At 48.8% G+C, this 22,984-nt stretch carries 21 protein-coding genes and 3 tRNA genes; 3 read left to right on the top strand and 21 right to left on the bottom strand.

Features of this window, described 5'->3' with window-relative positions; genetic code table 11:
* Positions 1–111: 111 nt before the first annotated feature.
* The 8 genes from ACFQNG_RS17530 to nrdR form a co-directional block, all read right to left on the bottom strand.
* A complete protein-coding gene (locus ACFQNG_RS17530; RefSeq protein WP_379867040.1) occupies positions 112–750 on the bottom strand; it encodes a metal-dependent hydrolase in 639 nt (212 codons plus the stop codon).
* Between the two features lie 169 nt (positions 751–919).
* Positions 920–1,156, bottom strand: a complete 237-nt coding sequence (locus ACFQNG_RS17525) for a hypothetical protein (protein ID WP_379867039.1) — start codon at positions 1,154–1,156, stop codon at positions 920–922.
* A 175-nt stretch (positions 1,157–1,331) separates the two neighbouring features.
* Positions 1,332–2,444: a cyclic dehypoxanthinyl futalosine synthase gene (gene mqnC / locus ACFQNG_RS17520; RefSeq protein ID WP_379867038.1), complete on the bottom strand. Its 1,113-nt coding sequence runs from the start codon at positions 2,442–2,444 to the stop codon at positions 1,332–1,334.
* A gap of 526 nt (positions 2,445–2,970) precedes the next feature.
* Positions 2,971–3,059, bottom strand: a tRNA-Leu gene (locus ACFQNG_RS17515).
* Between the two features lie 9 nt (positions 3,060–3,068).
* Positions 3,069–3,143: transfer RNA gene (locus ACFQNG_RS17510), tRNA-Gly, on the bottom strand.
* 3 nt (positions 3,144–3,146) lie between these two features.
* A tRNA-Phe gene (locus ACFQNG_RS17505) sits at positions 3,147–3,222 on the bottom strand.
* Positions 3,223–3,365: 143 nt separating this feature from the next.
* Positions 3,366–4,817, bottom strand: coding sequence for a replication initiation and membrane attachment family protein (locus ACFQNG_RS17500; protein ID WP_379867037.1), 1,452 nt, complete (start codon positions 4,815–4,817; stop codon positions 3,366–3,368).
* Between the two features lie 94 nt (positions 4,818–4,911).
* Positions 4,912–5,409, bottom strand: a complete 498-nt coding sequence (gene nrdR, locus ACFQNG_RS17495; RefSeq protein WP_379867036.1) for a transcriptional regulator NrdR — start codon at positions 5,407–5,409, stop codon at positions 4,912–4,914.
* A gap of 304 nt (positions 5,410–5,713) precedes the next feature.
* On the opposite strand from nrdR, the gene ACFQNG_RS17490 reads away from it, so the two are divergent.
* Positions 5,714–7,321 carry a peptide ABC transporter substrate-binding protein gene (locus tag ACFQNG_RS17490; protein ID WP_379867035.1) on the top strand — a complete coding sequence of 536 codons (1,608 nt, stop codon included), beginning with the start codon at positions 5,714–5,716 and terminating at the stop codon, positions 7,319–7,321.
* Positions 7,322–7,328: 7 nt separating this feature from the next.
* Here the strand turns inward: ACFQNG_RS17490 and ACFQNG_RS17485 are convergent, their stop codons facing one another.
* Entirely contained in the window at positions 7,329–7,598 is a 270-nt protein-coding gene (locus ACFQNG_RS17485) for a hypothetical protein (protein WP_379867034.1), read from the bottom strand.
* A gap of 11 nt (positions 7,599–7,609) precedes the next feature.
* On the opposite strand from ACFQNG_RS17485, the gene ACFQNG_RS17480 reads away from it, so the two are divergent.
* Positions 7,610–8,080, top strand: coding sequence for a GyrI-like domain-containing protein (locus ACFQNG_RS17480; RefSeq protein ID WP_379867033.1), 471 nt, complete (start codon positions 7,610–7,612; stop codon positions 8,078–8,080).
* A gap of 134 nt (positions 8,081–8,214) precedes the next feature.
* On the opposite strand, the gene ACFQNG_RS17475 is transcribed toward ACFQNG_RS17480, so the two are convergent.
* From ACFQNG_RS17475 to ACFQNG_RS17420, 12 genes are all read right to left on the bottom strand, one after another.
* The gene (locus tag ACFQNG_RS17475) at positions 8,215–9,237 is read right to left on the bottom strand and encodes a glyceraldehyde-3-phosphate dehydrogenase (RefSeq protein WP_379867032.1); all 1,023 of its coding nucleotides are present in this window, start codon (positions 9,235–9,237) and stop codon (positions 8,215–8,217) included.
* 151 nt (positions 9,238–9,388) lie between these two features.
* On the bottom strand, positions 9,389–10,033 hold the full coding sequence (locus tag ACFQNG_RS17470) for a lytic transglycosylase domain-containing protein (RefSeq protein ID WP_379867031.1): 645 nt from the start codon (positions 10,031–10,033) through the stop codon (positions 9,389–9,391).
* Positions 10,003–10,605, bottom strand: a complete 603-nt coding sequence (gene coaE / locus ACFQNG_RS17465) for a dephospho-CoA kinase (RefSeq protein ID WP_379867030.1) — start codon at positions 10,603–10,605, stop codon at positions 10,003–10,005. The genes ACFQNG_RS17470 and coaE overlap by 31 nt, the downstream gene beginning before the upstream one ends.
* Positions 10,606–10,618: 13 nt before the next feature.
* On the bottom strand, positions 10,619–11,278 hold the full coding sequence (ytaF, locus tag ACFQNG_RS17460) for a sporulation membrane protein YtaF (protein WP_379867029.1): 660 nt from the start codon (positions 11,276–11,278) through the stop codon (positions 10,619–10,621).
* A 64-nt stretch (positions 11,279–11,342) separates the two neighbouring features.
* A complete protein-coding gene (gene mutM, locus ACFQNG_RS17455; protein ID WP_379867028.1) occupies positions 11,343–12,167 on the bottom strand; it encodes a DNA-formamidopyrimidine glycosylase in 825 nt (274 codons plus the stop codon).
* Between the two features lie 93 nt (positions 12,168–12,260).
* Entirely contained in the window at positions 12,261–14,915 is a 2,655-nt protein-coding gene (gene polA, locus ACFQNG_RS17450; RefSeq protein WP_379867027.1) for a DNA polymerase I, read from the bottom strand.
* Positions 14,916–15,091: 176 nt separating this feature from the next.
* On the bottom strand, positions 15,092–16,294 hold the full coding sequence (locus ACFQNG_RS17445; RefSeq protein ID WP_379867026.1) for a GTP-binding protein: 1,203 nt from the start codon (positions 16,292–16,294) through the stop codon (positions 15,092–15,094).
* A 192-nt stretch (positions 16,295–16,486) separates the two neighbouring features.
* Positions 16,487–17,137: a phosphate signaling complex protein PhoU gene (phoU, locus tag ACFQNG_RS17440; RefSeq protein ID WP_379867025.1), complete on the bottom strand. Its 651-nt coding sequence runs from the start codon at positions 17,135–17,137 to the stop codon at positions 16,487–16,489.
* A gap of 24 nt (positions 17,138–17,161) precedes the next feature.
* Positions 17,162–17,923 carry a phosphate ABC transporter ATP-binding protein PstB gene (pstB, locus tag ACFQNG_RS17435; protein WP_379867124.1) on the bottom strand — a complete coding sequence of 254 codons (762 nt, stop codon included), beginning with the start codon at positions 17,921–17,923 and terminating at the stop codon, positions 17,162–17,164.
* A gap of 19 nt (positions 17,924–17,942) precedes the next feature.
* A complete protein-coding gene (gene pstA / locus ACFQNG_RS17430) occupies positions 17,943–18,848 on the bottom strand; it encodes a phosphate ABC transporter permease PstA (protein WP_379867122.1) in 906 nt (301 codons plus the stop codon).
* Between the two features lie 17 nt (positions 18,849–18,865).
* Positions 18,866–19,795 carry a phosphate ABC transporter permease subunit PstC gene (gene pstC / locus ACFQNG_RS17425; RefSeq protein WP_379867024.1) on the bottom strand — a complete coding sequence of 310 codons (930 nt, stop codon included), beginning with the start codon at positions 19,793–19,795 and terminating at the stop codon, positions 18,866–18,868.
* Between the two features lie 99 nt (positions 19,796–19,894).
* A complete protein-coding gene (locus tag ACFQNG_RS17420) occupies positions 19,895–20,836 on the bottom strand; it encodes a PstS family phosphate ABC transporter substrate-binding protein (protein WP_379867022.1) in 942 nt (313 codons plus the stop codon).
* A 772-nt stretch (positions 20,837–21,608) separates the two neighbouring features.
* On the opposite strand from ACFQNG_RS17420, the gene ACFQNG_RS17415 reads away from it, so the two are divergent.
* Positions 21,609–22,958, top strand: a complete 1,350-nt coding sequence (locus ACFQNG_RS17415; protein WP_379867020.1) for an FAD-binding oxidoreductase — start codon at positions 21,609–21,611, stop codon at positions 22,956–22,958.
* Positions 22,959–22,984: the final 26 nt, after the last annotated feature.

Raw genomic sequence — 22,984 nt, 5'->3', positions numbered from 1 at the left:
TAGCTCCTCCTTTCTCCCTACCCAATTTGATAATAGTATATGGGCGAGAAAGGAAGTGTATACTTCAATCAATAAAGAAAGACCAGGCAAAAACAAAAGCCCGGTCCTGGATTATGAGGAAAACCATCCCGCCGTTACCGCTTCATCATAGAGAATCTGCCCGACCAGATAAACAAAGCCCAACGCCGCCACAATGATGGCCACCGTCCCAATGAGTTGATCGCCGGCGCCTCCCGTTTTGACTTTTATGCCAAAACCTTTGAGATTAAATTTCTTTTTGTAAGGCCATAAATAGGGGACCCCGGCACTGGTCATCGTATCTGCGATCAAGTGGGATAAATACCCCAACACAACCGCCCAGGTATAAGCGGGGGCAATCGTATAGGTAACCCATCCGACATAAGCGCAGGCCAACAGCGAGTGCGTGGCCGTCCGATGCGGTATGTAAGCGACCCCGGCCGCATAGATTCCCAACCAAAGCACCCACGCGGGGAGTCCTTTGAGGAAATAAAACAACACCATCACCGCGCCAATGGCCGCTAACGCAAACGAACGGTAATTTCGTTTCAGCGATGGAAAGATAAAGTTATTGATCAAGCTCCCATCCTCATCAATATCAGGCAATAACGACCCAACCGCCGCCGTAACGACAGTTAAGCTTAAGGCAGCCACATCACCGGTATCCCCTGCGCCGCACGCCAAAGCCACCCCCGTCGCCATGCCGATGGCCACATGTGTTTTCCCTTCCACGGTGTCTCCTCCCACTCTCTTTGTGTCGAGTTATCAATTGGACAATCATTCCATTTTTACTCATATTAAAAATATCAAATGATCAAAATTAAATCTATTATATTGCGAAATGTTTTTTTGCAGAAGAGAGAGACGAATGAGGTGAAATGAGATGAGGAGATGCAACAACTTACAAAGACAAACGCCTGAAACCCTTCCGGTTACAAACGTCCGCTCTTATCCCTTTTTCCCGGGGAGCGACATAAAACCGGAGAATGTCGGGATTTTTCTCGTAAACTTTCGCTGTTGTCTTCATGCCTTTGGTATAGATCAAATCATTCGGGGTGGCATTGATAAATGGATGAACCGGCAACTTAAACTTCTTGATATAGGCCAATGTCAAGAAATGAACGTTGGGAATGCGCATGCCCCTGCCTCCAGGTACTCTCCCTGGGAGAACGGCGCGCGGAGCGTTACACGCGTCCCCCCACCAGATCCCCCATAGTTAGACAGAGCTGTTGTCACAAGGGAAAAAAAAACTCCGCAAGGGATTGCGGAGTTGAGTCATCGGCCCATTTCCTCGGCACTTTCCGATATCCATATTAGTTTTGCATCACAAAGTCTTGCTCAAACTGCTCATTCTCATGAAAGACACGTAAAATCTTATAGTGGGTGTTGCGTTGTGCCGGAATTTTCCCCGCTTCCCGGATCAACCGCAAAATCAGGTTATTGTTCACCTTGTGCGTTGTTCCCGCCGCCGATACGACATTTTCCTCAATCATGCTGCTGCCAAAATCGTTGCAGCCATATTGAAGGGACAACTTGCCGACTTCCGGTCCCATCGTCACCCAGGAGGATTGGAAGTTTGGAATGTTGTCCAGCATGATGCGGCTAACGGCAACCGCTTTAAGGTACTCTTCGGGACCCAGTTTTTCCCGTTTGAGATTGGTGTTGTCCGGTTGGAACGTCCAGACGATAAACGCGAGAAACCCTTTGGTTTGATCCTGCGCTTCGCGAATGCGCAACAAATGGTTGACACGGTGTTCCAAGGTTTCGCCAAACCCGATAACCATGGTCGCCGTGGTGGTCATGTCCAGACGGTGCGCCGTTTGCATCACATCCATCCAGTCTCGCCAAGATCCTTTCAAGCGGCTGATTTTCCGTCTGATCTCATCATCCAGAATTTCTGCTCCGCCGCCGGGGATGGAATCCAGCCCGGCTTCTTTCAATGCCCGAATGACTTCTTCCAGCGTCAGTCCGGAGACTTCCTTTATCTTCATCACTTCAGCCGGCGAAAAGGAATGCATGTGAATCGCGGGAAACCGCTTTTTGATTTCCCGCAGCAAATCGGTATAGTAAGACAGCGGCAGATCGGGATTGGTTCCACCTTGCATCAAAATCTCCGTTCCGCCCACATCGAGGGTCTCTTGGATTTTTTGGAAGATCGTTTCATTTGGTAAAACGTATCCTTCATTTGAACCCGGTGCGCGGTAAAAAGCGCAAAAACGGCAGTAAGTGTCACAGATGTTGGTATAGTTGATGTTGCGTCCGACTACGAAGGTGGTAATCGATTCGGGATGTTTTCTTAACATCAACTGATTGGCCGCCCAACCCAATTTCTCGATTTCATCGCTTTCCCATAAAGCGATCCCTTCCTCCAGCCCGAGACGTTCTCCATCCAACGCCCGTTTTAAGATCGCGTCAATATTCGACATGCTATCCACCCTCCAACCATTCGGTCGAAACCTCTATGTTCAATATGTTAATGGTATCACAAACGAGGTACCTTGTCTGCCTGTGTTGATTCATAAGCCCCCACACCGTTGTTAACCACTTGCGATATGGTTTCGGGGACTTTTCGACGGTCCAAAGCAAAAAATAACTGCCATTTCAGGCAGACAGATATATCCATTCATCTATGGTCATACCTACGATTCGGGAATGTCGCAGTCGGCCAATGTGTTGGCAATCGCTCCCGCAATATGATAGCACTACACAACCTTATCACAGTGGGCACATTGTTTTGAAAAGAAGCCGTTTTCCTTTGCGCCTATGGATAATGGTCTTTCTCTCATTTGCAAAATAATGGACGATCCCTTTCTAACCAACGGTATTAACCACAACAAAACCCCTACTTGATCCATGTATTCGCATGAATCAAGTAAGGGTTATCAGCGGATAATAACGAAATTTTCCCGCTTTCACACGGATTTTTACCGAGCCGAAACCGGGAAACGCATTTGGTGCTGAGGGTCGGGGTCGAACCGACACGGTGGTCACCCACCGCAGGATTTTAAGTCCTGTGCGTCTGCCTATTCCGCCACCCCAGCATATTGAATTGGAGCGGAAGACGGGATTCGAACCCGCGACCCTCGCCTTGGCAAGGCGATGCTCTACCCCTGAGCCACTTCCGCAAATGGTGGTTCGGGACGGAATCGAACCGCCGACACGAGGATTTTCAGTCCTCTGCTCTACCGACTGAGCTACCGAACCATTTTAAAGGTATTGTGTCATCAGCTGACAAAGAAGATTATAGCACGGGGGTTTATGGCAATGCAACACTTTTTTTATCATTATTTTATAGGATGGGTTCGAGTTTTAACTTTTCTCCTAACCCCCGGCTAACAACCGCACCCTTACGGCAACTTTTCTTTCTCCTGTTTGCTGGCGTGCAACCGCTCATTCATCAAACGCAACTTTGCCTGGATCGATGCTTGTTTATCGGCGAGTTCCTCTTGCACGGATGGCGCCGCTTCTTTATCATTGCTTGAATCCAATTGCCACTTAAGCGTTTGGGGCAATTTCTCTTCTTTCTTGTTGGAACGCTTGGAGCGGCGGGGCGTCTCTTTTTTCTTGGGCTCCCACGTTTCTTTTCTGGCTTGTTCCAATGCCTCTTGAATCGTTTTGATCCCCAGTCTCTTCCAATGGCCTGCAATCTTCTCCACCAGGTTGCGCGGCAACCGATAATCATACTTCAGGAGAACGTATTCCAACAGCACATTGATCACTTCAGGCGGCAATCCATAGTGTCGGACCAAGGTCTCCACCAACACGACATCACTGTCTGGAATGCGGGCACCGCCTTGGTAAAACGCCAACAACTCCAACGGGGAAATCTGCGCCAATTGCTGAAAATGCTTTTCTTCCTCTGACAACTGCTCCGTGTTCGCCGGTGGGGTCACAGCCGGTGCCGTCCCTTCCGCCTCTCTTTTGGCTTCTCGATGGGACACCACAGGCGCCCCGCCAAAGCGCAGGCGGTACTCGCTTTTGACGTAGGAACGCAACCGATCCAAATCAATGCGCCCATGTCGGGTCACATAGGGATTTTGCAACGCCTTCAACAAGGCCCAATCATCCAATTGGTACAAAAAGCGAATCTGCATCAAATCCCGCATGAGTTCGCTTGTCCAACAATCATCATCAACAATGGAAGAAAGCCGCATTTTCAACATCGCAAAATCAATTTCATCACGCAGTTGCGGGTCTTTGCCATTCAGCAAATTTTCGTCGATATCCATATCCGACCAGATCGTGTCGCGATTCTGCTCAGCCGACCTTGCCAACTCCGCAGGGGAAAGGCTTTTGAACACTTCTTGAAACGACTTCGTAATATCCTTCACTTGACCATCGTCGGGTTGTTTGGCAACCGCTTCTTTATCGATCAACAAATCGCGTACTGCGAGATAACCTTCCTTGCCCAAAAAATGGTACAATGTCATGCTCAAGATGTCGCTTTGGAAGAATTTCACCGGTGAAAGCGGCGGGATCAGCTCATATTCATAATAAGAGCCCTGCTCAGGGTCTTTCTTTTCATACGTATTGAGCAAGCCCACCCCTTCCAACAAATAGCGCGCTTTCAACAACTGCTCCGTATTGAGTGAGCAAAGCTTTAAAAGATGAGCATGACTATGAATCTCCGATACTCCCGCTCGAATCAGGGGGAGTTGATAAGCCAACGTCATGTACAGCGACATGGCCGATGCGCCGATCATCGGTTGATACAAATGGATGAGACTCATAAGATCAGCACTGTGGACAGGGCGCCCAGAGCGGCAGCGCCAGCCGATATCTTTCCAGAATATCGCCATCAATCGGCCTCCTTGAACCAATGTTGCCTCATTCAGGTTGTATCATTGTAACATACAACCCATGCTTAGAGCCAAAGCTTATTTTGAAATGAAATCACTTGGGATCATCCTGATTTTTCTCTTCCACCAATGCTTTTCTCGAACGATGCAACAAGTCTTCCAGTTCATTGACAAAGACATTAATATCCTTAAACTGACGGTACACCGACGCGAATCGCACATAGGCCACTTCATCAATCTCCATTAACCGTTCCATCACCATTTCCCCGATTTCCTTGGTGGGCACTTCGGACACACCCGCTTGCCGCAAAGCCCGTTCAATTTCCACCACAAGCGATTCCAAACGCGCCAAGGGAACCGGTCGTTTTTCGCAAGCCCGGATCAAACCCCTGAGCAGCTTTTCGCGGCTAAACTCTTCCCGGCTCCCTTCTTTTTTTATCACGATCAACGGTTGCTGTTCCACCGTTTCAAACGTGGTAAAGCGCTGTTCACACTGTTCACACTCCCGGCGGCGTCGAATCGCGCGTCCTTCGTGCACAGGTCGCGAGTCCAACACACGACTGCCATGATTACCGCAAAATGGACATCTCAAGAATCCGTTCCTCCTTTATCCTGCCTACCCATCTATCAAATGAAGGAAAGCGATACCCCTCTCATCGCAAAAAATCGACTATATTACCATTTTAAAGATAAACTTCGGCAAATCAATGGCATTTTGTCAACAGAAAAACGAGCCCCTCGCCTGCAGATGGAGATGTCACATTTTCTCTGCTTTTTCTCAATCATAAATTAAACAATCCTTAATAAAATCCCTTGCCGCCTACATTTAGCATTTAAAACTACATCCTATAATAACTGATGTGACCTCAGTCGATGCAGGTTGAAGGGGGAATTACATGTTACGCAAATGCATCATTTTTCTCTCATTGTTTAGCTTGACCGCATGTCAAATGCCATCAGCAACGGCGATAAATATAATACAGAACGAACAAACATTAAAGCTGACCATCCCGTATGAAATTGGACGGCTAGACTCTTCCCTCGCCGTGGACGCCAATGAGATGATGATCTTGAACCAAGTGGGAGAGGGTCTTATGCGCTTAAACCAAAACCATCAGCCCATCCCCGCATTGGCGACGGAAGTGATCACCAATGCCGACCAAACCTTATATACGTTTAAGCTGCGTAATGCCTCTTGGCAAGATGGGGAATCAGTCACCGCGTATGATTTTGAAAATGCATGGAAACGCACCCTCCATCCAAGGACGAACTCACCCAATGCTTATTTATTTTACCCCATCGTCAACGCGCAAAACTATCATCTAGGCGAAGTGGGCGCGGATAAAGTGGGTATCAAAGCAATCGATGAGGAGACGCTTCAAGTGCGTCTATCCCAACCGGTTCGCCATTTCTTATCATTGCTCGCGCTTACGCCTTTCCTGCCGCAACGCACTTCGTTGGTCAAACAGCAAGGGAGGGATTACGGGAAAAATCTCCTCTCCCTTAGCAACAACGGGCCATTCATCATTTATGATGTGTCAGCGAACGGAACCATCGTCCTGAAAAGAAATGACCGGTATTGGGATAAAGAACATGTGAAGTTGGATTATATCGCCTTATACGTCTCTAATCACCCTACACGGACCCTTAATTTGTATAACGCCGGCAAGATCGACATCACCCGGATTGGCCGCGAGTTTGCCCAGGCTTACGCCAACACGAATGAATTCCATTCAACCCAGATGTGGACAACGCAATATATCCGCTTCAACAGCAAAAAGAAATTCTTCCAAAACAAAAAAATCAGGCAAGCCATCAACCTCGCCATCGATCGGGAGCAGTTGGTTTCCGAGCTTAAAAATCAGGCCCAACCTGCGGGAGGATTAATTCCGCCGTCGATGAAAGGATTCAAGGACTCATTCCGTAAAGAATGGCCTTTGCAAGCGCCCAAAGTGGATGTAGCCAAAGCGCAAGCCCTGTTTAAAGAAGGTTTGGCGGAACTGGGCATCACTAAGCCGCCGTCCGGCCTGATCATGCTGAGTTACGAAGATGACCGCATGCAATTGGCTGTGGAACTGAAAAGACAACTCAGACAAAATCTGAACCTTCCCCTGTTATTAAACACCACATCGCGGACGGACAAATATCGTCTTGAAAAGACAGGCCAATTCGACCTTTCGTTATCCGATTGGGCAACGACGTATCCCGATCCATATACCCTGTTGGAGACATTCACCAGCGATCATCCGGCCAACACCGGGGGGTACAAAGACAAGCCTTACGATGAGACATTGAAACGCTCCGCCTATTCTTCCCTGATCAAACAACAAGTGAAGTACCTGGCCCAAGCGGAAAAGTTTTTGATTGTTGAGGACCAAGCGGCCATACCACTCTACTATGTCAATGATTCCACCCTCATCAAACAACGCGTCCATTCGTTTATCCGCCATCCATTTGGTCCGCCGTACTCCTTTAAATGGGCGTATATTGGGGAACAGGAATGATCCCCCCTTATGAGTTATTTCTAGAAGCTATTTCAAAAATCTTTTGGATGGAGAAAGGGCTATGGCGATCGCGCCAAAACCGTTTTCCCATTCGCTTCACTCGTCCATCGGCGCTCATCGGAAAAAGGTTTTTCCGCTCATCAACGACTTTTGAAATAACTTCTAACTTTCGTTTGATTTTCTGTGAATATGTGAATGTCGTGACAATCTTGTTCGTATTCTGAATATGATTTAAAATAAAGGTTGAGAACATATATTCTTTCTCTTTGTATTCCAAGGGGGGCACTCATGCAAGGAAGGATCATTACCAAAGATTCGTTTCAAATCGTCGGGATCGGATGGACGGGGCCTTATACCATGTCCAGGGAAATCCCCAAACTATGGGAACAATTCGTCAAGCGGATTCACGAGATTCCACATCAGGTACGTCCCGGTTCCTTTGTCTGCCCCGGCCACGATCGCGTGACCGACTTTACCTGTTATATTGCGGTTGAAGTGAAAACGGCCGAAAATGTGCCGGAAGGCATGTTGGCCCTTACCGTTCCCACCCAGCGTTATGCCGTCTTCACTCATCGTGGATCGGTGCGCAACGCCCCTGCCACTTATCAACGCGCATGGAAATGGATTGAAAAAATGGGCTACCAAAAAGATCACAGCACGTTGGGATTGGAAATCTATGACCACCGTTACACACCCGTAACCCACAATCCGGACGCACCGGATAACATGTATGACATCTATATTCCCATCAAACGGTAAACACAGGCCCAACAACAACGCCCCCTGACAGGATCAGGGGGCGTTGTTGTGCAACGTTCAGATGAATTTCATGGGAACCACAAAAAAAGAAACCCTTTTTCCGTGCCGGAAAAAGGATTTCTTTTCATTTATCTTTATACCGCAAGTTCCAATACCATTCGTTGACCCACATACTTCACCAAATCTACCACCCGGCATGAGTAACCCCATTCATTATCGTACCAAGCAAGCACTTTCACTTGCCGTTCACCCATTACCATCGTGGACAGGGCATCGACGATGGAAGAATGTTCATTGCCGTTGAAATCGGAGGAGACGAGCGGTTCTTCACAGTATTGCAAGATGCCTTTCATTTTCGTCTCAGCCGCTTCTTTCAACGCTTGATTTACCTCTTCCGCTGTGACCTTGACTTTCAGATCAACGACCAAATCGACCACGGACACATTGGGTGTCGGAACGCGCAAAGCGAATCCGTTCAACTTCCCTTTCAACTCAGGCAAGACCAAGCCCAATGCTTTGGCTGCCCCTGTTTTCGTCGGAATGATCGATTGCGCGCAAGCGCGGGCGCGACGCAAATCCTTATGTGGATTATCCAGGTTTTTTTGGTCGTTCGTGTAAGCGTGCACCGTTGTCATCAAACCATATTCAATCTCAAATGCTTGATGCAACACCTTTGCAACTGGAGCCAAGCAATTGGTCGTGCATGAAGCATTGGAGATTATATGGTGCTGTTCCGGATCATAAGCGTTTTCATTTACTCCCATGACCACGGTAATGTCTTCATTCTTGCCCGGCGCCGTAATCACCACTTTCTTGGCACCGGCTTTCAAATGTTTCGCCGCTCCCTCCCGGTCACAAAACTTACCCGTCGCCTCGACGACAATATCGACACCCAGTTCCGCCCAAGGCAACTCTTCCGGATTCCGGTTGGAAACCAAGCGCACCAACTGATCGTTTACCATCAGTCCTTCTTCAACCGCTTTCACTTCGCCAGCAAACATGCCATGTATGGTATCATATTTCACTAAATGTGCTAACGTTTCCGCTGGATAACTCGCATTGATCGCTACCACTTCAAGGGATGGATCCTGCACCGCTTGGCGGAATACCATCCTCCCAATCCGTCCCAATCCATTAATTGCAACACGCACAGCCATGAAGCCGCTCTCCCCTCGCTATATGTTACATACCATCTCTCTTTTTTATTATAATCAGTATAACACATTTTTCAATACAAAAACAAAAAACCCGCTCCAATGCCGGAACAGGTTACTCTAATTGCGCTGATTATTCAGCATTTATTGTTTTTTACAATTGCTGATCTTCCAAAAAGTGTTGATCATCTCTCAGTAAATGCTGGTAACATTCTTTGTATTTCTGATAATAAAAACTGACCCGGTACACATACTCCCGTGTCTCTTTGATGGGTATCCGCGCCGCGCCCTGCCGTGTTCCATCCCAGACCCCTTGGTTCAGCCACCGCGTGACCCGATTGTGCCCACAATTATAGGCGGCCATCACGGCCACTTTATTTCCGTTATACCGTTTGGTCAAGTAAGAGATGTACCAAGAACCCATATGAATATTGATTGCCGGGTCGCGGATATACTCCCTGAGCGCTGGCGAAAATCCGCCGCGCTGAATCATCCAATCCAAGGTCTCCGGCATCAGTTGCATCAATCCTTGCGCGCCCACCGCGGACTCCTCTTCCGGCTGAAACTGGGACTCGGCCCGGATAATGGCCATGACCAAAAACGGATCCGCTCCGGTGGCTTCCGCACTGTTTAAAATCAAGTGTTCATACTTTAAGGGATAAATGAGGCGGTCGAGCCACGGCGTGACCATGATCCACAACATCCAGAGAAGGAACAAAAATCCGATCCAGCTCGCTTTGGGGCTCGGCAACGCATCCAGGCCCGGTCTCACCCATTTTTTAAGGACAGATCGTTCCATAAGCACTCAACCTGCTTCTCTGTCTCTTCCAGCGTGCCGCTATTGTCGATCACATAATCAGCCCACTGTTTTTTCTCCTCGATCCCGAGCTGGGACGCAATGCGTGCCTTCGCTTCCTGTTCGCTCAACTGATTTCGGTCCATCAGCCTCGCCAACTGAATCGATTCCGGCACGTAGACCAAGATGACTTCATCCACCAACGGCGTCATCTTCTCTTCGATCAACAGCGGCACATCCCATATGATGACAGCTCGCGGATCCGCTTGCCGCGCCTTCTCCGCATCTTGCCTCATTTTGCCCATGATGAGCGGATGAAGGAGTTGGTTCAGCTTGCGCCTTGCCCCTTCATCATGAAAAATGATGCTCCCCAGCGCCGGGCGGTTTAATCTACCCGCCTCATCCAACACTTCATTTCCAAAGGTGGCAACGACCCGCGCCAACCCTTCAGTTCCCGGTTCGACCACTTCCCGTGCCACTTGATCCGCATCAATGATGACCGCTCCCCGCTCTCTCAACATTTGAGCCACTGTGCTTTTTCCTGTCGCGATCCCACCGGTTAATCCGAAAATCATCTGCATCGCTCCTCTAAAAAAACCGTAGCAAACCCAACACGATAAAAAAGATTCCCGGCACATATCCCATCCAGCGAAATTGGGCCCGCTCCGCGTTCATAAAGCCAAACCACATTCCCAACCGCAAACAAGCCGCACTCATCAACGAAATGACCAATGCCACCACCAGGGGAGACATGCCCATAAACGCAGCCCCCAAACCGGCGGCGAAAGCGTCCAATGAAAGGGCCGCACCCAACAAGACGGCTTCATAACCCGAAATTGTGCCGGACGCATCCATGTCTGCGGCCATGGGGGTTTTTAAAATTTGCACAACCAGCCCCCACTTTTCCAGATGAAAGGTCCAAATGGTGGGTTGCGCCGAATCTGATTGCTGGGCAACCACCCTCGTACCGGTATCCCTCTGTGGACGAAACGCTTGCACCAACGCAATCACGCCTAGCGCCATAAAGAGAATGGCTCCAAACTCATGCATGAGCGCAGGAGAGAAGAGACGGGCAATCCCTTTCCCCAAAAGCATTGCCATATAAATGACAGCCCCGGAACAACTGGCGATAATCATGATGGAGAAAAAGGGAATGCGCACCTTTCTCATGCCAAATGTCGTTCCAGCGCCGAAGCCGTCTACACTTACCGCCAACGCTAACCAAATCACCGATAACCCGTGCCACATGGTGAGTCACCTCTTCTTTGATAGGCTGATACCACCTATCTTATGAAAGAGGCCCAGAATGGGGTTACCTTTGACATACCCGACAGATATGGGTGCCTCGTCCACCCACGACAATCCGCTCAATCGGACTGCCGCACCGCCCGCACGGTTCACCTTTCCGTCCATATACTTGGATCTTGAGCTGGAACATCCCCATCTCCCCTTCCCCATTGAGATAGGATCGCACCGAGGAACCGCCCAACTCAACAGCTTCTGTCAAGGTTTTCTTAATGCTGTGATACAATCGCTCCACTTCTTCCTCCGTCAAGGAAGCCGCGGTGCGTTCCGGATGAATCCCCGCTCCAAAAAGGGACTCGTCCACATAAATATTGCCTAAGCCAACGAGATATTCCTGATTTAACAAAACCACTTTCACTTTGGCTTTTCGCTGGGCTAACGTCGTTTGGAACCACTCCAGCGTAAATGAGTCAGATAACGGTTCCGGTCCCAACTTATTAAGCGGTTTCCGCTGTTCCTCTTCCCCAAGGGTAAACAAATGCATCGTGCCAAACTGGCGCACATCGTGATAACGCAACTGCGTGCCATCCGTAAACTGAAATATCACATGCGTATGCTTCTCCAGCGGGTCGGTTTCTTCTGCCAACCGATACTTTCCTTCCATGCGCAGATGGGAAACGAGCACCCATGGAGGACAGATGATTTTTAAAAATTTTCCCCGCCGTTGCACGTCCGTAATGGTACAACCGATCAGCTGTTGGCGAAACAGCTCCACATCATCCGGATGTTGAATGATGCGCGGCAGCTTCACCGTCACATCGGCAATCGTTTTTCCCACTACCAAGCGCTTTAATGTTTTTCGTACAGTTTCTACCTCAGGCAATTCAGGCACTGAGTCTCCCTCCCCCATATACAGACATAAGCTCAAAACCGCCACTTGCTTTCCGAAATGGCGGCTCGGCTCATGAAGGACCCCTCTAGTGGATCATTTCGCTTCATACCAAGTTTCCCCAACATTCACATCGACTTTGAGCGGCACGGATAACGGCAACGCATCTTCCATCACCGCAACGACCAAGTCTTTCATTTCCTCCAGCTCGGCTTCAGGAACTTCAAAGATCAATTCGTCATGCACTTGCAGCAACATCCGGCTCGCCAAATTCCGTTCTTTCATCGCCCGCGCCAACTTCACCATCGCCAGTTTGATAATATCCGCCGCCGTTCCTTGGATTGGCGTATTCATCGCGGTGCGCTCCGCAAAACTGCGCTCACCAAAGTTTTTCGCGTTGATGCTTGGCAAGTATCGGCGCCGGCCCGATAAAGTGGCGACGTAACCATCCCGACGCGCCTGCTCCACAATGGAATCCATGTATCGCTTTACGCCCGGATAGGTTTCGAAATAGCGATCGATGAATTCACGGGCTTCTTTTTGGGCGATGTCCAAGCCCCTCGCCAATCCGAAACCGCTGATTCCATAAACGATCCCGAAATTGACCGCCTTCGCTTGGCGGCGCATCAGGGAAGTGACCTCATCTTCAGCCACACCAAATACATCCATTGCCGTTTGAGTATGAATATCTTTGTCTTCTTTAAATGCCTTTTGGAGTTGCTCATCTTCGGCGATATGGGCAAGCACACGCAACTCAATCTGCGAATAATCAGCGGCCAGGATGTGCCAGCCGGGCTCAGACGGGATGAACACTTGGCGAATCCGTCGGCCTTCCTCCATCCGAATCGGGATATTCTGCAGGTTTGGCTCAGTCGAACTCAAGCGACCTGTCGCGGTGACCGTTTGGTTAAACCGGGTATGGATCTTGCCGTCAGGGCCAATTTCTTTTTTCAAACCCTCAATATAAGTAGAATACAACTTTCCGACTTGGCGGTAGTGTAAAATCTTCTCAACAATTTCGTGTTGGGGCGCCAGCTTTTCCAGTACATCCGCGCTTGTCGAATAACCCGTCTTCGTCTTCTTCAATACAGGCAGCCCCAGCTTGTCAAACAGGATTTCACCCAATTGTTTGTGCGAATTGATGTTAAACGTGGTGCCCGCCAGCTCATATATCTCCTGTTCCAACCGATCCAAGCTGTGCTTCAGCTCCACGCCGAGTTCTTCCAACCGATCCTTATCGATGTGGACGCCTTGCCGCTCCATATCGGCCAACACACTGGAGAGCGGCATCTCCAACCCAAACATCAATTCATCTAGGTCTGTATCCGTCAATTCTTGCTTGAGCGTCGGCGCCACTTGATAAATCGCCTTCGATTTGGCGGCGAGATGACGGGCGAGTGCTTCCCCTGTGGGCACTTTACGTTTCGCACCCTTTCCATACACTTCGTCGTCCGAGGGAATCGGCTCTTTCCCGTAACGGGCTATGATATCACTCAATTCCATCTGCGATTCAGACGGATCAAGCAAATACGCCGCCAACAAAACGTCAAACGAAAGCCCTGCTACCTCTATCCCTTTGTTCGCCAACACAATCTGTGTCTTTTTCAAATCATACACCAGCTTGTGGCGCTTTGGATCCATGAGCCAGTCACGCACGAATTCACTTTCCTCCACCAGCGAATAGGGCAGGTATAGCTGCGTCTCTCCGTCGGAAACGGATAAACCGATCACCTCTGCGCGATGCGGGTTGTCTTCTGTCGCTTCGACAAACAAGGCGAGAGTGTCTTGGTCAAAGATCTCCTGCGCTTCAACCAACTCCGACACGGAGGTCACTTCCCGGACAGTTACATCGCTCGTTGCCGTTTGCCCTGTTTTCCCTGCGGCTTGGTCTTGTTTTCCAATGCGGGACAATAACGTTTTAAACTCCATCTTCTTGAAAAATTCGGCGATCCGCTCCGGATCCCGTTCGGGCAATTGTAAAGCCTCCAAACCGAACTCGAGCGGCACTTTGGTATAAATCGTGGCCAGCTTTTTGCTGAGCAGTGCCTGCTCTTGATGTTCACGCACTTTTTCCTGCAGCTTCTTGCCGGGCAACTCATCCACATGGGCGATCACTTCCTCGACGGACGGGTATTGGGCCAATAGTTTTAAGGCCGTCTTCTCACCCACACCGGGAATGCCCGGGATATTGTCGGATGAGTCTCCCATTAACCCTTTGAGATCAATGATCTGCAACGGGGATAACCCGTACTTATCCCGGATCGCCTGGACATCATAACGTTCCGTCTCCGTTACCCCTTTTCGGGTCAAAAGGAGCTCTACATGTTCATCCACCAATTGCAACAAATCTTTATCCCCGCTGACGATCAAAGTTTCAACGCCCTGGGGGCCACATTCCTTCGCCAAGGTTCCGATAATGTCGTCCGCTTCATAATTGGCCAACTCATACGTAGGCACTTGAAACGCGTGCAGCAGCTCTTGCACGAGTGGAAGTTGCTCCGCCAACTCACCTGGGGTTTTCTGGCGGGTCCCTTTATATTCCTGATAGCTTTCATGGCGAAACGTCGTTTTCCCGGCATCAAAGGCCACCAGCATGTGGGTTGGTTTTTCTTCCTCGATGATTTTCATCAGCATCATCGCAAAACCGTACACCGCATTGGTATAGACGCCACTTGAATTGGTCAATAACGGAAGAGCATAAAACGCACGATAAGCAATACTATTGCCATCCACTAATATCAACTTGCTCACGAATGTTTTCACACCTTTTTTCCTGGATTTCGCTGGGTCGATTCATTTTTTTCGTACCTTCCTATTGTAACACGAGCAAATTTTCTGCTTCCAGTTTTTCGGTAACAAAAACCGAACAAATGCTCTAATGAACGACGCCCAGCAGCTAACACATTGCTGCTGGGCGTCGTTCATGATTACGCCATCTCTTGTTCTACAATATGCTCTTGCGGCAGCGGATCAGGAAACCGGCTCCAATCCAGCTCCATCTCTTCATCCGTCAACAATAACGCGTCCAACTGCGCCTCAATCTCGCTACGATTCAGGTCGATGCCAATTATGACAAGCTCTGTCATCCGGTCACCGTATAACTCGTCCCACGTCGCTTGAATCTCCGGATACTCAGCCAACACTTCCCGTTGCTCTTCTTCCGGCATCGCGGCAATCCAATATCCTTCCGCGCCCATTTGGATCGATGGCCCCGCTTGGCTAAATTGAACCGCCAACTCATTTCGGGTGGCCAGCCACAACATCCCTTTGGCGCGCACCACTTCTTCCGGCCATTGGTACAGCCAGTCGTTTAGCCGCTCAGGGTGAAAGGGGCGTCGGCGGCGGTAAACAAACGAGGTTATGCCATACTCATCCGTTTCCGGAGTGTGTTCCGTTTGCAACTCTTTGATCCATCCAGCCGATTGGCTTGCCTCTTCAAAATCAAAGCGTTCTGTATGCAAGATCTCCTTGGGATCCACTTGGCCGTGGGCAGCGCGAATGAACTTGGCCTTCGGTTGCAATTTGCGCAACACGGCCTCTAGCCGATCGGCCTCTTCCGCTGAAATCATGTCGCATTTGTTTAATATCAACACATCGCAAAACTCAATCTGATCAATCAGCAAGCTGACCACATCCCGGGTGTCTTCTTCCCCCAGCGCTTGCTTGCGGTCAAGCAAACTCTCCCCAGACGAGAAATCATGCCAAAACCGATGGGCATCCACTACCGTGACCATGGTATCCAATCGGCACAAGGACGGAAGATCGATGCCATTCTCCTCATCCGAATAGGTAAAAGTTTGCGCGACCGGAATCGGCTCGCTGATCCCGGTTGATTCAATCAAGATATAGTCATAGCGATTTTCTTTGGCCAGTCGTTCCACTTCCTTTAACAAATCCTCTCTTAACGTGCAACAGATGCATCCGTTGGACAGCTCAACCAACCTCTCTTCAGTGCGGGACAGATTCGCCTCTTTGCCGATCAAGTTGGCATCAATATTGATTTCGCTCATATCATTCACAATCACGGCCACTTTTAAGCCTTGGCGATTGTTCAGGACATGGTTTAATATCGTCGTTTTGCCTGAACCAAGGTATCCGCTCAACACAGTCACTGGAATTTTCGATTGCATGCTCGTCGCCCCCTCTTTCTTTTACCAGACCTAATATATCGTAATTATTACGATTTGTAAACGATGTTAAGCCGTATTATCCCTATATAAACGGAATCATTTTTGTTTTTTACACAAAATAAAACAGCCCGCCTGAGTTGTTGGGCGGGCTGTTTGATCTATTTGACCAGCTTATGCTGAAGGGGGGCTCATTTAATTTAAGTCCACATGATTTCCTGTCTCGATATACACAATACTCTCCGCGATATTGGTCGCATGGTCGGCGATCCGCTCCAGATAGCGGGCCACAAAGCTTAGTTTCATGGCCACTTCCACATGTTGGTTCCCTTGCATATACGCGCTTAGCTCCTTAAGGAGGTCAAAATACATCTTGTCTACTTGATCATCCGTCTTAGCCAGTTGCTTTGCCAATTCAACATTGCCATCAATATAACTGTTAATTCCATCATTCACCATTTTTTGGGTGACTTGCGCCATTTTCGGGATATCGATCAGTTCCTTAAACAGCGTGAGCTTGTCCTCTTTCATCTGAATGGTGACTTGGGCGATGTTGACTGCCAAATCGGCCATCCGCTCCATGTCAGATGCGATTTTGATCGCGGCGATTAAGAGGCGCAGATCTTTGGCCACCGGTTGCTGTGTCGCAATCAGTTTGGCGACCGTGTCGTCAATCACGGTTTCCAGCCGATCCATCTCTTTGTCTTCCAATACCACTTGCTGGGCCAACACGTCATTCTGAGTAGCCAGCGAACGAACCGCTTTGTCGATCGCGATTTCCAATCTCTCACCCATCTTTAACAACAAACGTTTCACTTCTTGCAACGACTGATCAAATGGACGCATTCAAACTCCTCCTTAAACCGCTCATTAACCGAAACGGCCTGTAATGTAATCTTCAGTCTGTTGATGATCCGGGTTTGAGAAAAGCTTGTCAGTATCATTGTACTCAATGAGATCACCATTTAAGAAAAAGGCGGTTTTGTCAGAGATGCGCGCCGCTTGCTGCATGTTGTGGGTCACGATGACAATCGTGTAGTTTTTCTTCAACTCTTGCACGAGTTCCTCGATTTTCAGTGTGGAGATGGGGTCAAGAGCGGATGTGGGCTCGTCCATCAAGAGAATATCCGGTTCAACTGCCAGCGCGCGCGCAATGCACAGGCGTTGTTGCTGACCCCCAGATAAGCCGGTGGCCCGATCTTTGAGGCGATCCTTCACCTCATCCCACAGGGCCGCCCCGCGCAAGCTGCGTTCAACGATCTCATCCAGTTTCTTTTTATTGCTCAGCCCATGAATCCGCGGACCGTATGCGACGTTGTCATAAATGCTTTTGGGAAAAGGATTGGGGGATTGGAAAACCATGCCGACCCGTTTGCGCAACATTTCAACATCCACATCATCAGAATAGATATCGGTTTCGTTGATCAAGATTTCCCCTTCGATCCGTACGTTGGGAATCAAATCGTTCATGCGGTTGATCGTGCGCAAAAAGGTGGATTTCCCGCATCCCGAAGGTCCGATCAAGGCGGTGACGGTCCGCTCTTCGATATTCATGTCAATGTTTTTCAACGCTTGCTTTTCCCCATAATACAAATCCAGTTTTTTTACTGAAATCGCTATTGGATTCACCAGTATCTCTCCTTCTAACGGTTTACCGCTGAAATTTATTGCGCAGATAAATCGCGATTCCGTTCATCGTCAGCAGGATGGCCAGCAACACGATGATGCCGGCGGCCGCCAAATTGGAAAATTCCGCTTTGGGCTGGGACACCCAGTTAAAGATCTGAATCGGCAACGCCGAGAACTCATCAAACACGGTAGACGGTGTAAAGGCCAGGAACGTAGCGGCCCCCACCATGATGAGCGGTGCCGTTTCCCCGATCGCACGGGACAACGCCAGGATCGTCCCTGTCAAAATCCCGGGCATGGCGTAAGGAAGCACCACATTTTGAATCGTTTGCCAACGGGTGGCGCCCATTGCGAGTGACGCTTGCCTGAGCGAATTGGGCACACTGGAAATCGCTTCACGCGCCGCCACAATCACGACAGGCAACACCAGCAAGGTGAGGGTTAATCCACCCGCCAAGACACTTTTCTTTAAAGCAAGCACCCGCACAAAGATGGTCAGTCCAAGCATCCCGAACACAATGGAGGGAACCCCTGCCAGGTTGCTGATATTGACTTGGATCAAGGTGCTCAGCCACCCTTTTTTGGCATACTCCTCCAAGTAAATTGCGGCCCCCACACCAATGATGAACGTAAGCGGGGCCGTAATGCCGATCAACCAGACGGAACCCCACAGGGCCCCTTTAATCCCCGCGCGGGAAGGGAAACGGGACGCAAAATTGTTCATGAAATCGGCGGTCAGATAAGACCAGCCTCTTTGAAAGATATCAAACAGAAGCACAGCCAGAACAAAGACACCCACCAGCGTCGCCAGGAAGAAGCCCCAATGTGCCAATCTGTTTTGGGCGCGGCGCGATTTGACCCGGGAAGCGATCTTTTGCTCCGAAGCGTATGCCCGCTCATCGTTAACGGCCATTTTGTGTTTTGACATCATCTCTTCAGCCGCCATCAATATTCCTCCTTATAGCGGCGCGAGATATACAGCGCCAACAAATTCATGATCAACGTAATGACAAATAAAGTGGCTCCCACCGCATAAATGGAATAATAGGACAAGCTATGGTAAGAGATATCCCCCGTTGCCGCCTGAACCATGAACGCGGTCATTGTTTGGATTGATTCAAAGTAACTGAACGACAAGTTCGGCGTGGAACCCGCGACAATCGTAACAGCCATCGTTTCACCAACCGCCCGGGACAAGGCCAATACGAAAGAAGCCACGATTCCGGATAACGCCGCGGGCAACACCACTTTCAAAGAGACTTCCAAACGGGTGGAACCCAAGCCGTATGCCGCTTCGCGAATATTGCGCGGCACCGCCCGCATCGCATCTTCACTGAGACTGGCAATCATCGGCAGAATCATGAAGCCAACGACCAAGCTGGCGCTTAACGCATTGAAAAAATCCATGCCGGGAAAGAGGTTGCGCAATAATGGCGTGACAAACGTGATGCCAAAGTATCCGTACACAATCGTTGGAATCCCCGCCAGCACCTCCAAAATGGGTTTGATGATTCGGCGGATGCGGTCAGGCGCATATTCACTTAAATAAATCGCACTCCCAATCCCGAGGGGCAAGGCCACAATCGCCGCCCCGAGGGTGATTTGCAGGGAGCCCACCAAGAGAGGCAAGATTCCAAATTCACGTTGATCTTCACTGAACAATGCAGTCCACTTTGTACCCGTAATAAATTCGACAAACGGTACTTCTGCAAAAAAAGAGGCCGTTTCTTTAATGAGTGTGAACACGATCCCCACGGTGGTAAGCACCGAAATCAAGCCACAAACAAGCAAAAACCCCGGTATCAGGGATTCCATTTTCGTTTTCCAAGTCTTTTCCTTGCGAAAAAAATTTTTTCTTTCCGCCAACTGGGACATGATACCTCCCCTTTCTATCGTAAAAACACAAGAAAAACGGGTACCCCTTCCCCGTTGTGGGAAAGAGGCCCCAACTTCCATGGCGTGCGGTATTCCGGATTATTTCACTTTACCCAGACCTTCTTGATACTTCGCATCCGGCAGCGGGACATAGCCAACTTCTTTAACAAGATCTTTTGCCGTTTCCAGATAGAACTTCACGAACTCTTTCACTTCGGGCTTCTGCATAGATTTGTTGCTTGGGTAGATGAAAATCGGACGGGACAGCGGTGCGTAAGTGCCATCGTTAATCGTTTTTTCGCTTGGCTCAACCGCTCCTTTGCCCGCATCGATCGGAACGATTTTCAACTTGTCTTTGTTTTCCACATAATACGCGTAACCGAAGTAACCCAAGCCGCCTTTATCCCCTTCCACACCTTTCACCAATACGTTGTCATCTTCGGATTGGGTGTAGTCGGTGCGGCTTTTCCCTTCTTCACCCACAATTTCTTTGGTGAAGTAGTCAAACGTGCCGGAAGCGGTACCCGGTCCGTACAATTTGATCGGTTCCGCCGGGAAGCTGTCACGAACATCTTTCCAGGTTTTCACTTTGGAGTTGGGTTCCCAGATCTTTTTCAACTCGTCAACCGTCAACTTGTCAACGAACGTGTTTTCTTTATTCACAACCACTGCAATTCCGTCAGACGCAACGGGAATTTCGATCGGCTCAATTCCGTTTGGTTTTGCAGCTTCTTTTTCTTCATCTTTGATTGGGCGGGAAGCATCGGCAACATCGATTTCGCCGCTGGCCCATTTTTTGAAGCCACCGCCGGTACCCGATTCACCAACGGTCACTTTCACACCAGGGTTTGCTTTCATAAACTCTTCCGCCACTGCTTGAGAGATTGGGAAGACGGTGGATGAACCATCGATTTTAATCGTGCCCGTCAATTCTTTCTCTCCGCCATTGCCGGTTGCTTTATTGCCTTGACCCCCGCAACCGACGAGAGCACCGAAAGCAAGTGTAAAAACACTTCCGAGAATAAGCCCCTTCTTCAACATAAGCGTTTTCCCCCTAAAAAAAACAGATGATTTCCTTGCGACACTTGTACTATAAGCTTTTATTTTTATTGAACAATAAATTCGATGTTAATGTTTTGTAAATGAGGACGTTTTTCAATGACTTCGACTACAACCGGTATCTGCGATACATCCAAAAGACCATTCAATTGGCCACTGATTTTCGCTTTCGTGTTTTCAAAAATTGGCATGTTAGACATAAAAAAGTCGTCAAAATGACGTCTTTCTCGGGCTAGGTTTCATTCTTCTCACATCATGCTTTTCTCGACCACTATTTTTTGTTCCTCCATAACATCAAACATATGCTCATATGGAGTGTCGAAGTGAAAAACCACGCTAATTGAACTTTTCTGTGTATCCTACTAGCAAATTTGTCAGCCTTCTGAATAAAGAATGCGAAAAACCTTTTCGCGTCGGGGAGAGTTAAACGAAATTTTTTCCAAGCTCTAATATAATAGGATCCATTTTTTCTACTGATTGATGGGCTATCACTGAAAGGGGTTCTCCATTCTGGATTTTAAATACCTTTTCTCCATTAACTTCAAATTCAATGTGATACCCTCTTACATAAACCGGCGCCCTTTTAACATTGAATAAATCTATACGACGCCCCGAGTGTTTCCGCGATGGCCAACATTTTACCGAACCAGACGTTTTGAAAAAAGATTCTCAGTACGCTATATTGGTCCATTCCATGTACTGATGTTCTACGTATGATAATGTGTAATAATTTACTCAAAGGGAGTTGGAATTGGTGAAATCAAAAACGCAGCTAACCGGGCGGGTTATCTTTAGAGGAGATCCGGGTTATGAAAGTGCACGCAAGAATTGGGATCCCCATACTAATAGATTCCCCAAAGTGTTTGTGTTTGCCCAAAGGACGCAAGATGTAGCAAACGCCATAAAATGGGCCCGTGCGAATAATGTCCCTATTCGTGCCAGAAGTGGAAGGCATGCGTTAGAAACAAATCTTTCTCAGGTCAACGGGGGCATTGTAATCGATGTAAGTAATATGAAAAAAATTAGGTTAAATAAAAAAAATGGAACTGCGATTGTTGAGACGGGCAATACAGTGGGAAGAATTGTGAAGACACTTGCACGACAAGGATTTATGGCTCCCTTTGGTGACAGCCCTTCTGTCGGGATCGGTGGCATCACACTTGGTGGGGGAATCGGGCCGCTCCAGCGGTCAATCGGTCTCCTCAGCGATAACCTGATCGGACTTGAAATGGTTGACGCGAAGGGAAGAGTTATTCGTGCCGACAAAAATCATAACGCTAATCTCCTGTGGGCTTCCCGCGGGGGTGGCGGTGGTAACTTTGGGGTATACACCAGATACAAATTCAAAGTGCATCGCGCACCAGCCATGGCTACAGTATTTCGCATCATCTGGCCATGGAATCAATTCGAAAAGGTATTCAAAGTATGGCAGCAATGGGCTCCTTCCATCGATCCGAGACTGGGCACCCACTTAGAAATCGGCCCGAAAAACGGAGGACTTGTCACTATGGAAGGGCTGTTCCTCGGACCAAAATCGGAGGCCGTTCGCCTATTAAAGCCCGTTGTGAGCGTCGGAACTCCCACGACGAAAATAATCCGGTGGTTACCTTACCCGGAAGCAGTGAACTTTTTATTACCTCCCGATCCAGTCCTTACTCAAAGGTTCAGCAACCAGTTCTCTTCCGGTTTCGCAAGGCGCCCATTCCCAGATAAGGCGATTAAGGCTATGCGCGAATTTTTAGAGAAAGCGAAGGGGGAAGCCGCAGGATTCTTTTTCCTCAACTGGGGCGGAGCTGTAAGCCGTATATCACCCAAAGCAACGGCGTTCTTCTGGCGTAAAGCAAAATTTTACGTTGAGTGGAATAGTTCATGGATAAAGCAATCCGAAGCCGCTAAAAATATCGCCCTTGCTCGCAATACACGCCGGAAGCTCCAGCCTTTTATCGTTGGGTCCTATATAAACGTTCCAGACCAGGGGATTAAAAATTCCGGGCCAGTTTACTATGGAGCAAACTATTCCAGATTGCGCAGAGTAAAAGCCGAATATGACCCTGGAAATGTATTTCACTTCCCTCAGAGTATCCCCCCTGCCATTCAGAAATAAGCTCAGAGTAAAGGCTGCTTTTATCA

The sequence above is a fragment of the Laceyella putida genome (assembly GCF_042665195.1).
GTDB classification, from domain to species: Bacteria; Bacillota; Bacilli; order Thermoactinomycetales; family Thermoactinomycetaceae; genus Laceyella; species Laceyella putida.
Note: the sequence above shows the minus strand (reverse complement) of the source record. Positions and strands in the feature narration are given on the sequence as shown.

What these genes read in the sequence shown, in the direction of transcription:
- ACFQNG_RS17525 (WP_379867039.1), bottom strand. Translation starts at nt 1,156, where the DNA reads ATGCGCATTCCCAACGTTCATTTCTTGACATTGGCCTATATCAAGAAG.
- mqnC (WP_379867038.1), bottom strand. Translation starts at nt 2,444, where the DNA reads ATGTCGAATATTGACGCGATCTTAAAACGGGCGTTGGATGGAGAACGT.
- ACFQNG_RS17500 (WP_379867037.1), bottom strand. Translation starts at nt 4,817, where the DNA reads ATGGCGATATTCTGGAAAGATATCGGCTGGCGCTGCCGCTCTGGGCGC.
- ACFQNG_RS17490 (WP_379867035.1), top strand. Translation starts at nt 5,714, where the DNA reads ATGTTACGCAAATGCATCATTTTTCTCTCATTGTTTAGCTTGACCGCA.
- ACFQNG_RS17480 (WP_379867033.1), top strand. Translation starts at nt 7,610, where the DNA reads ATGCAAGGAAGGATCATTACCAAAGATTCGTTTCAAATCGTCGGGATC.
- ACFQNG_RS17475 (WP_379867032.1), bottom strand. Translation starts at nt 9,237, where the DNA reads ATGGCTGTGCGTGTTGCAATTAATGGATTGGGACGGATTGGGAGGATG.
- ACFQNG_RS17470 (WP_379867031.1), bottom strand. Translation starts at nt 10,033, where the DNA reads ATGGAACGATCTGTCCTTAAAAAATGGGTGAGACCGGGCCTGGATGCG.
- coaE (WP_379867030.1), bottom strand. Translation starts at nt 10,605, where the DNA reads ATGATTTTCGGATTAACCGGTGGGATCGCGACAGGAAAAAGCACAGTG.
- ytaF (WP_379867029.1), bottom strand. Translation starts at nt 11,278, where the DNA reads ATGTGGCACGGGTTATCGGTGATTTGGTTAGCGTTGGCGGTAAGTGTA.
- ACFQNG_RS17445 (WP_379867026.1), bottom strand. Translation starts at nt 16,294, where the DNA reads ATGCAATCGAAAATTCCAGTGACTGTGTTGAGCGGATACCTTGGTTCA.
- phoU (WP_379867025.1), bottom strand. Translation starts at nt 17,137, where the DNA reads ATGCGTCCATTTGATCAGTCGTTGCAAGAAGTGAAACGTTTGTTGTTA.
- pstA (WP_379867122.1), bottom strand. Translation starts at nt 18,848, where the DNA reads ATGTCAAAACACAAAATGGCCGTTAACGATGAGCGGGCATACGCTTCG.
- pstC (WP_379867024.1), bottom strand. Translation starts at nt 19,795, where the DNA reads ATGTCCCAGTTGGCGGAAAGAAAAAATTTTTTTCGCAAGGAAAAGACT.
- ACFQNG_RS17420 (WP_379867022.1), bottom strand. Translation starts at nt 20,836, where the DNA reads ATGTTGAAGAAGGGGCTTATTCTCGGAAGTGTTTTTACACTTGCTTTC.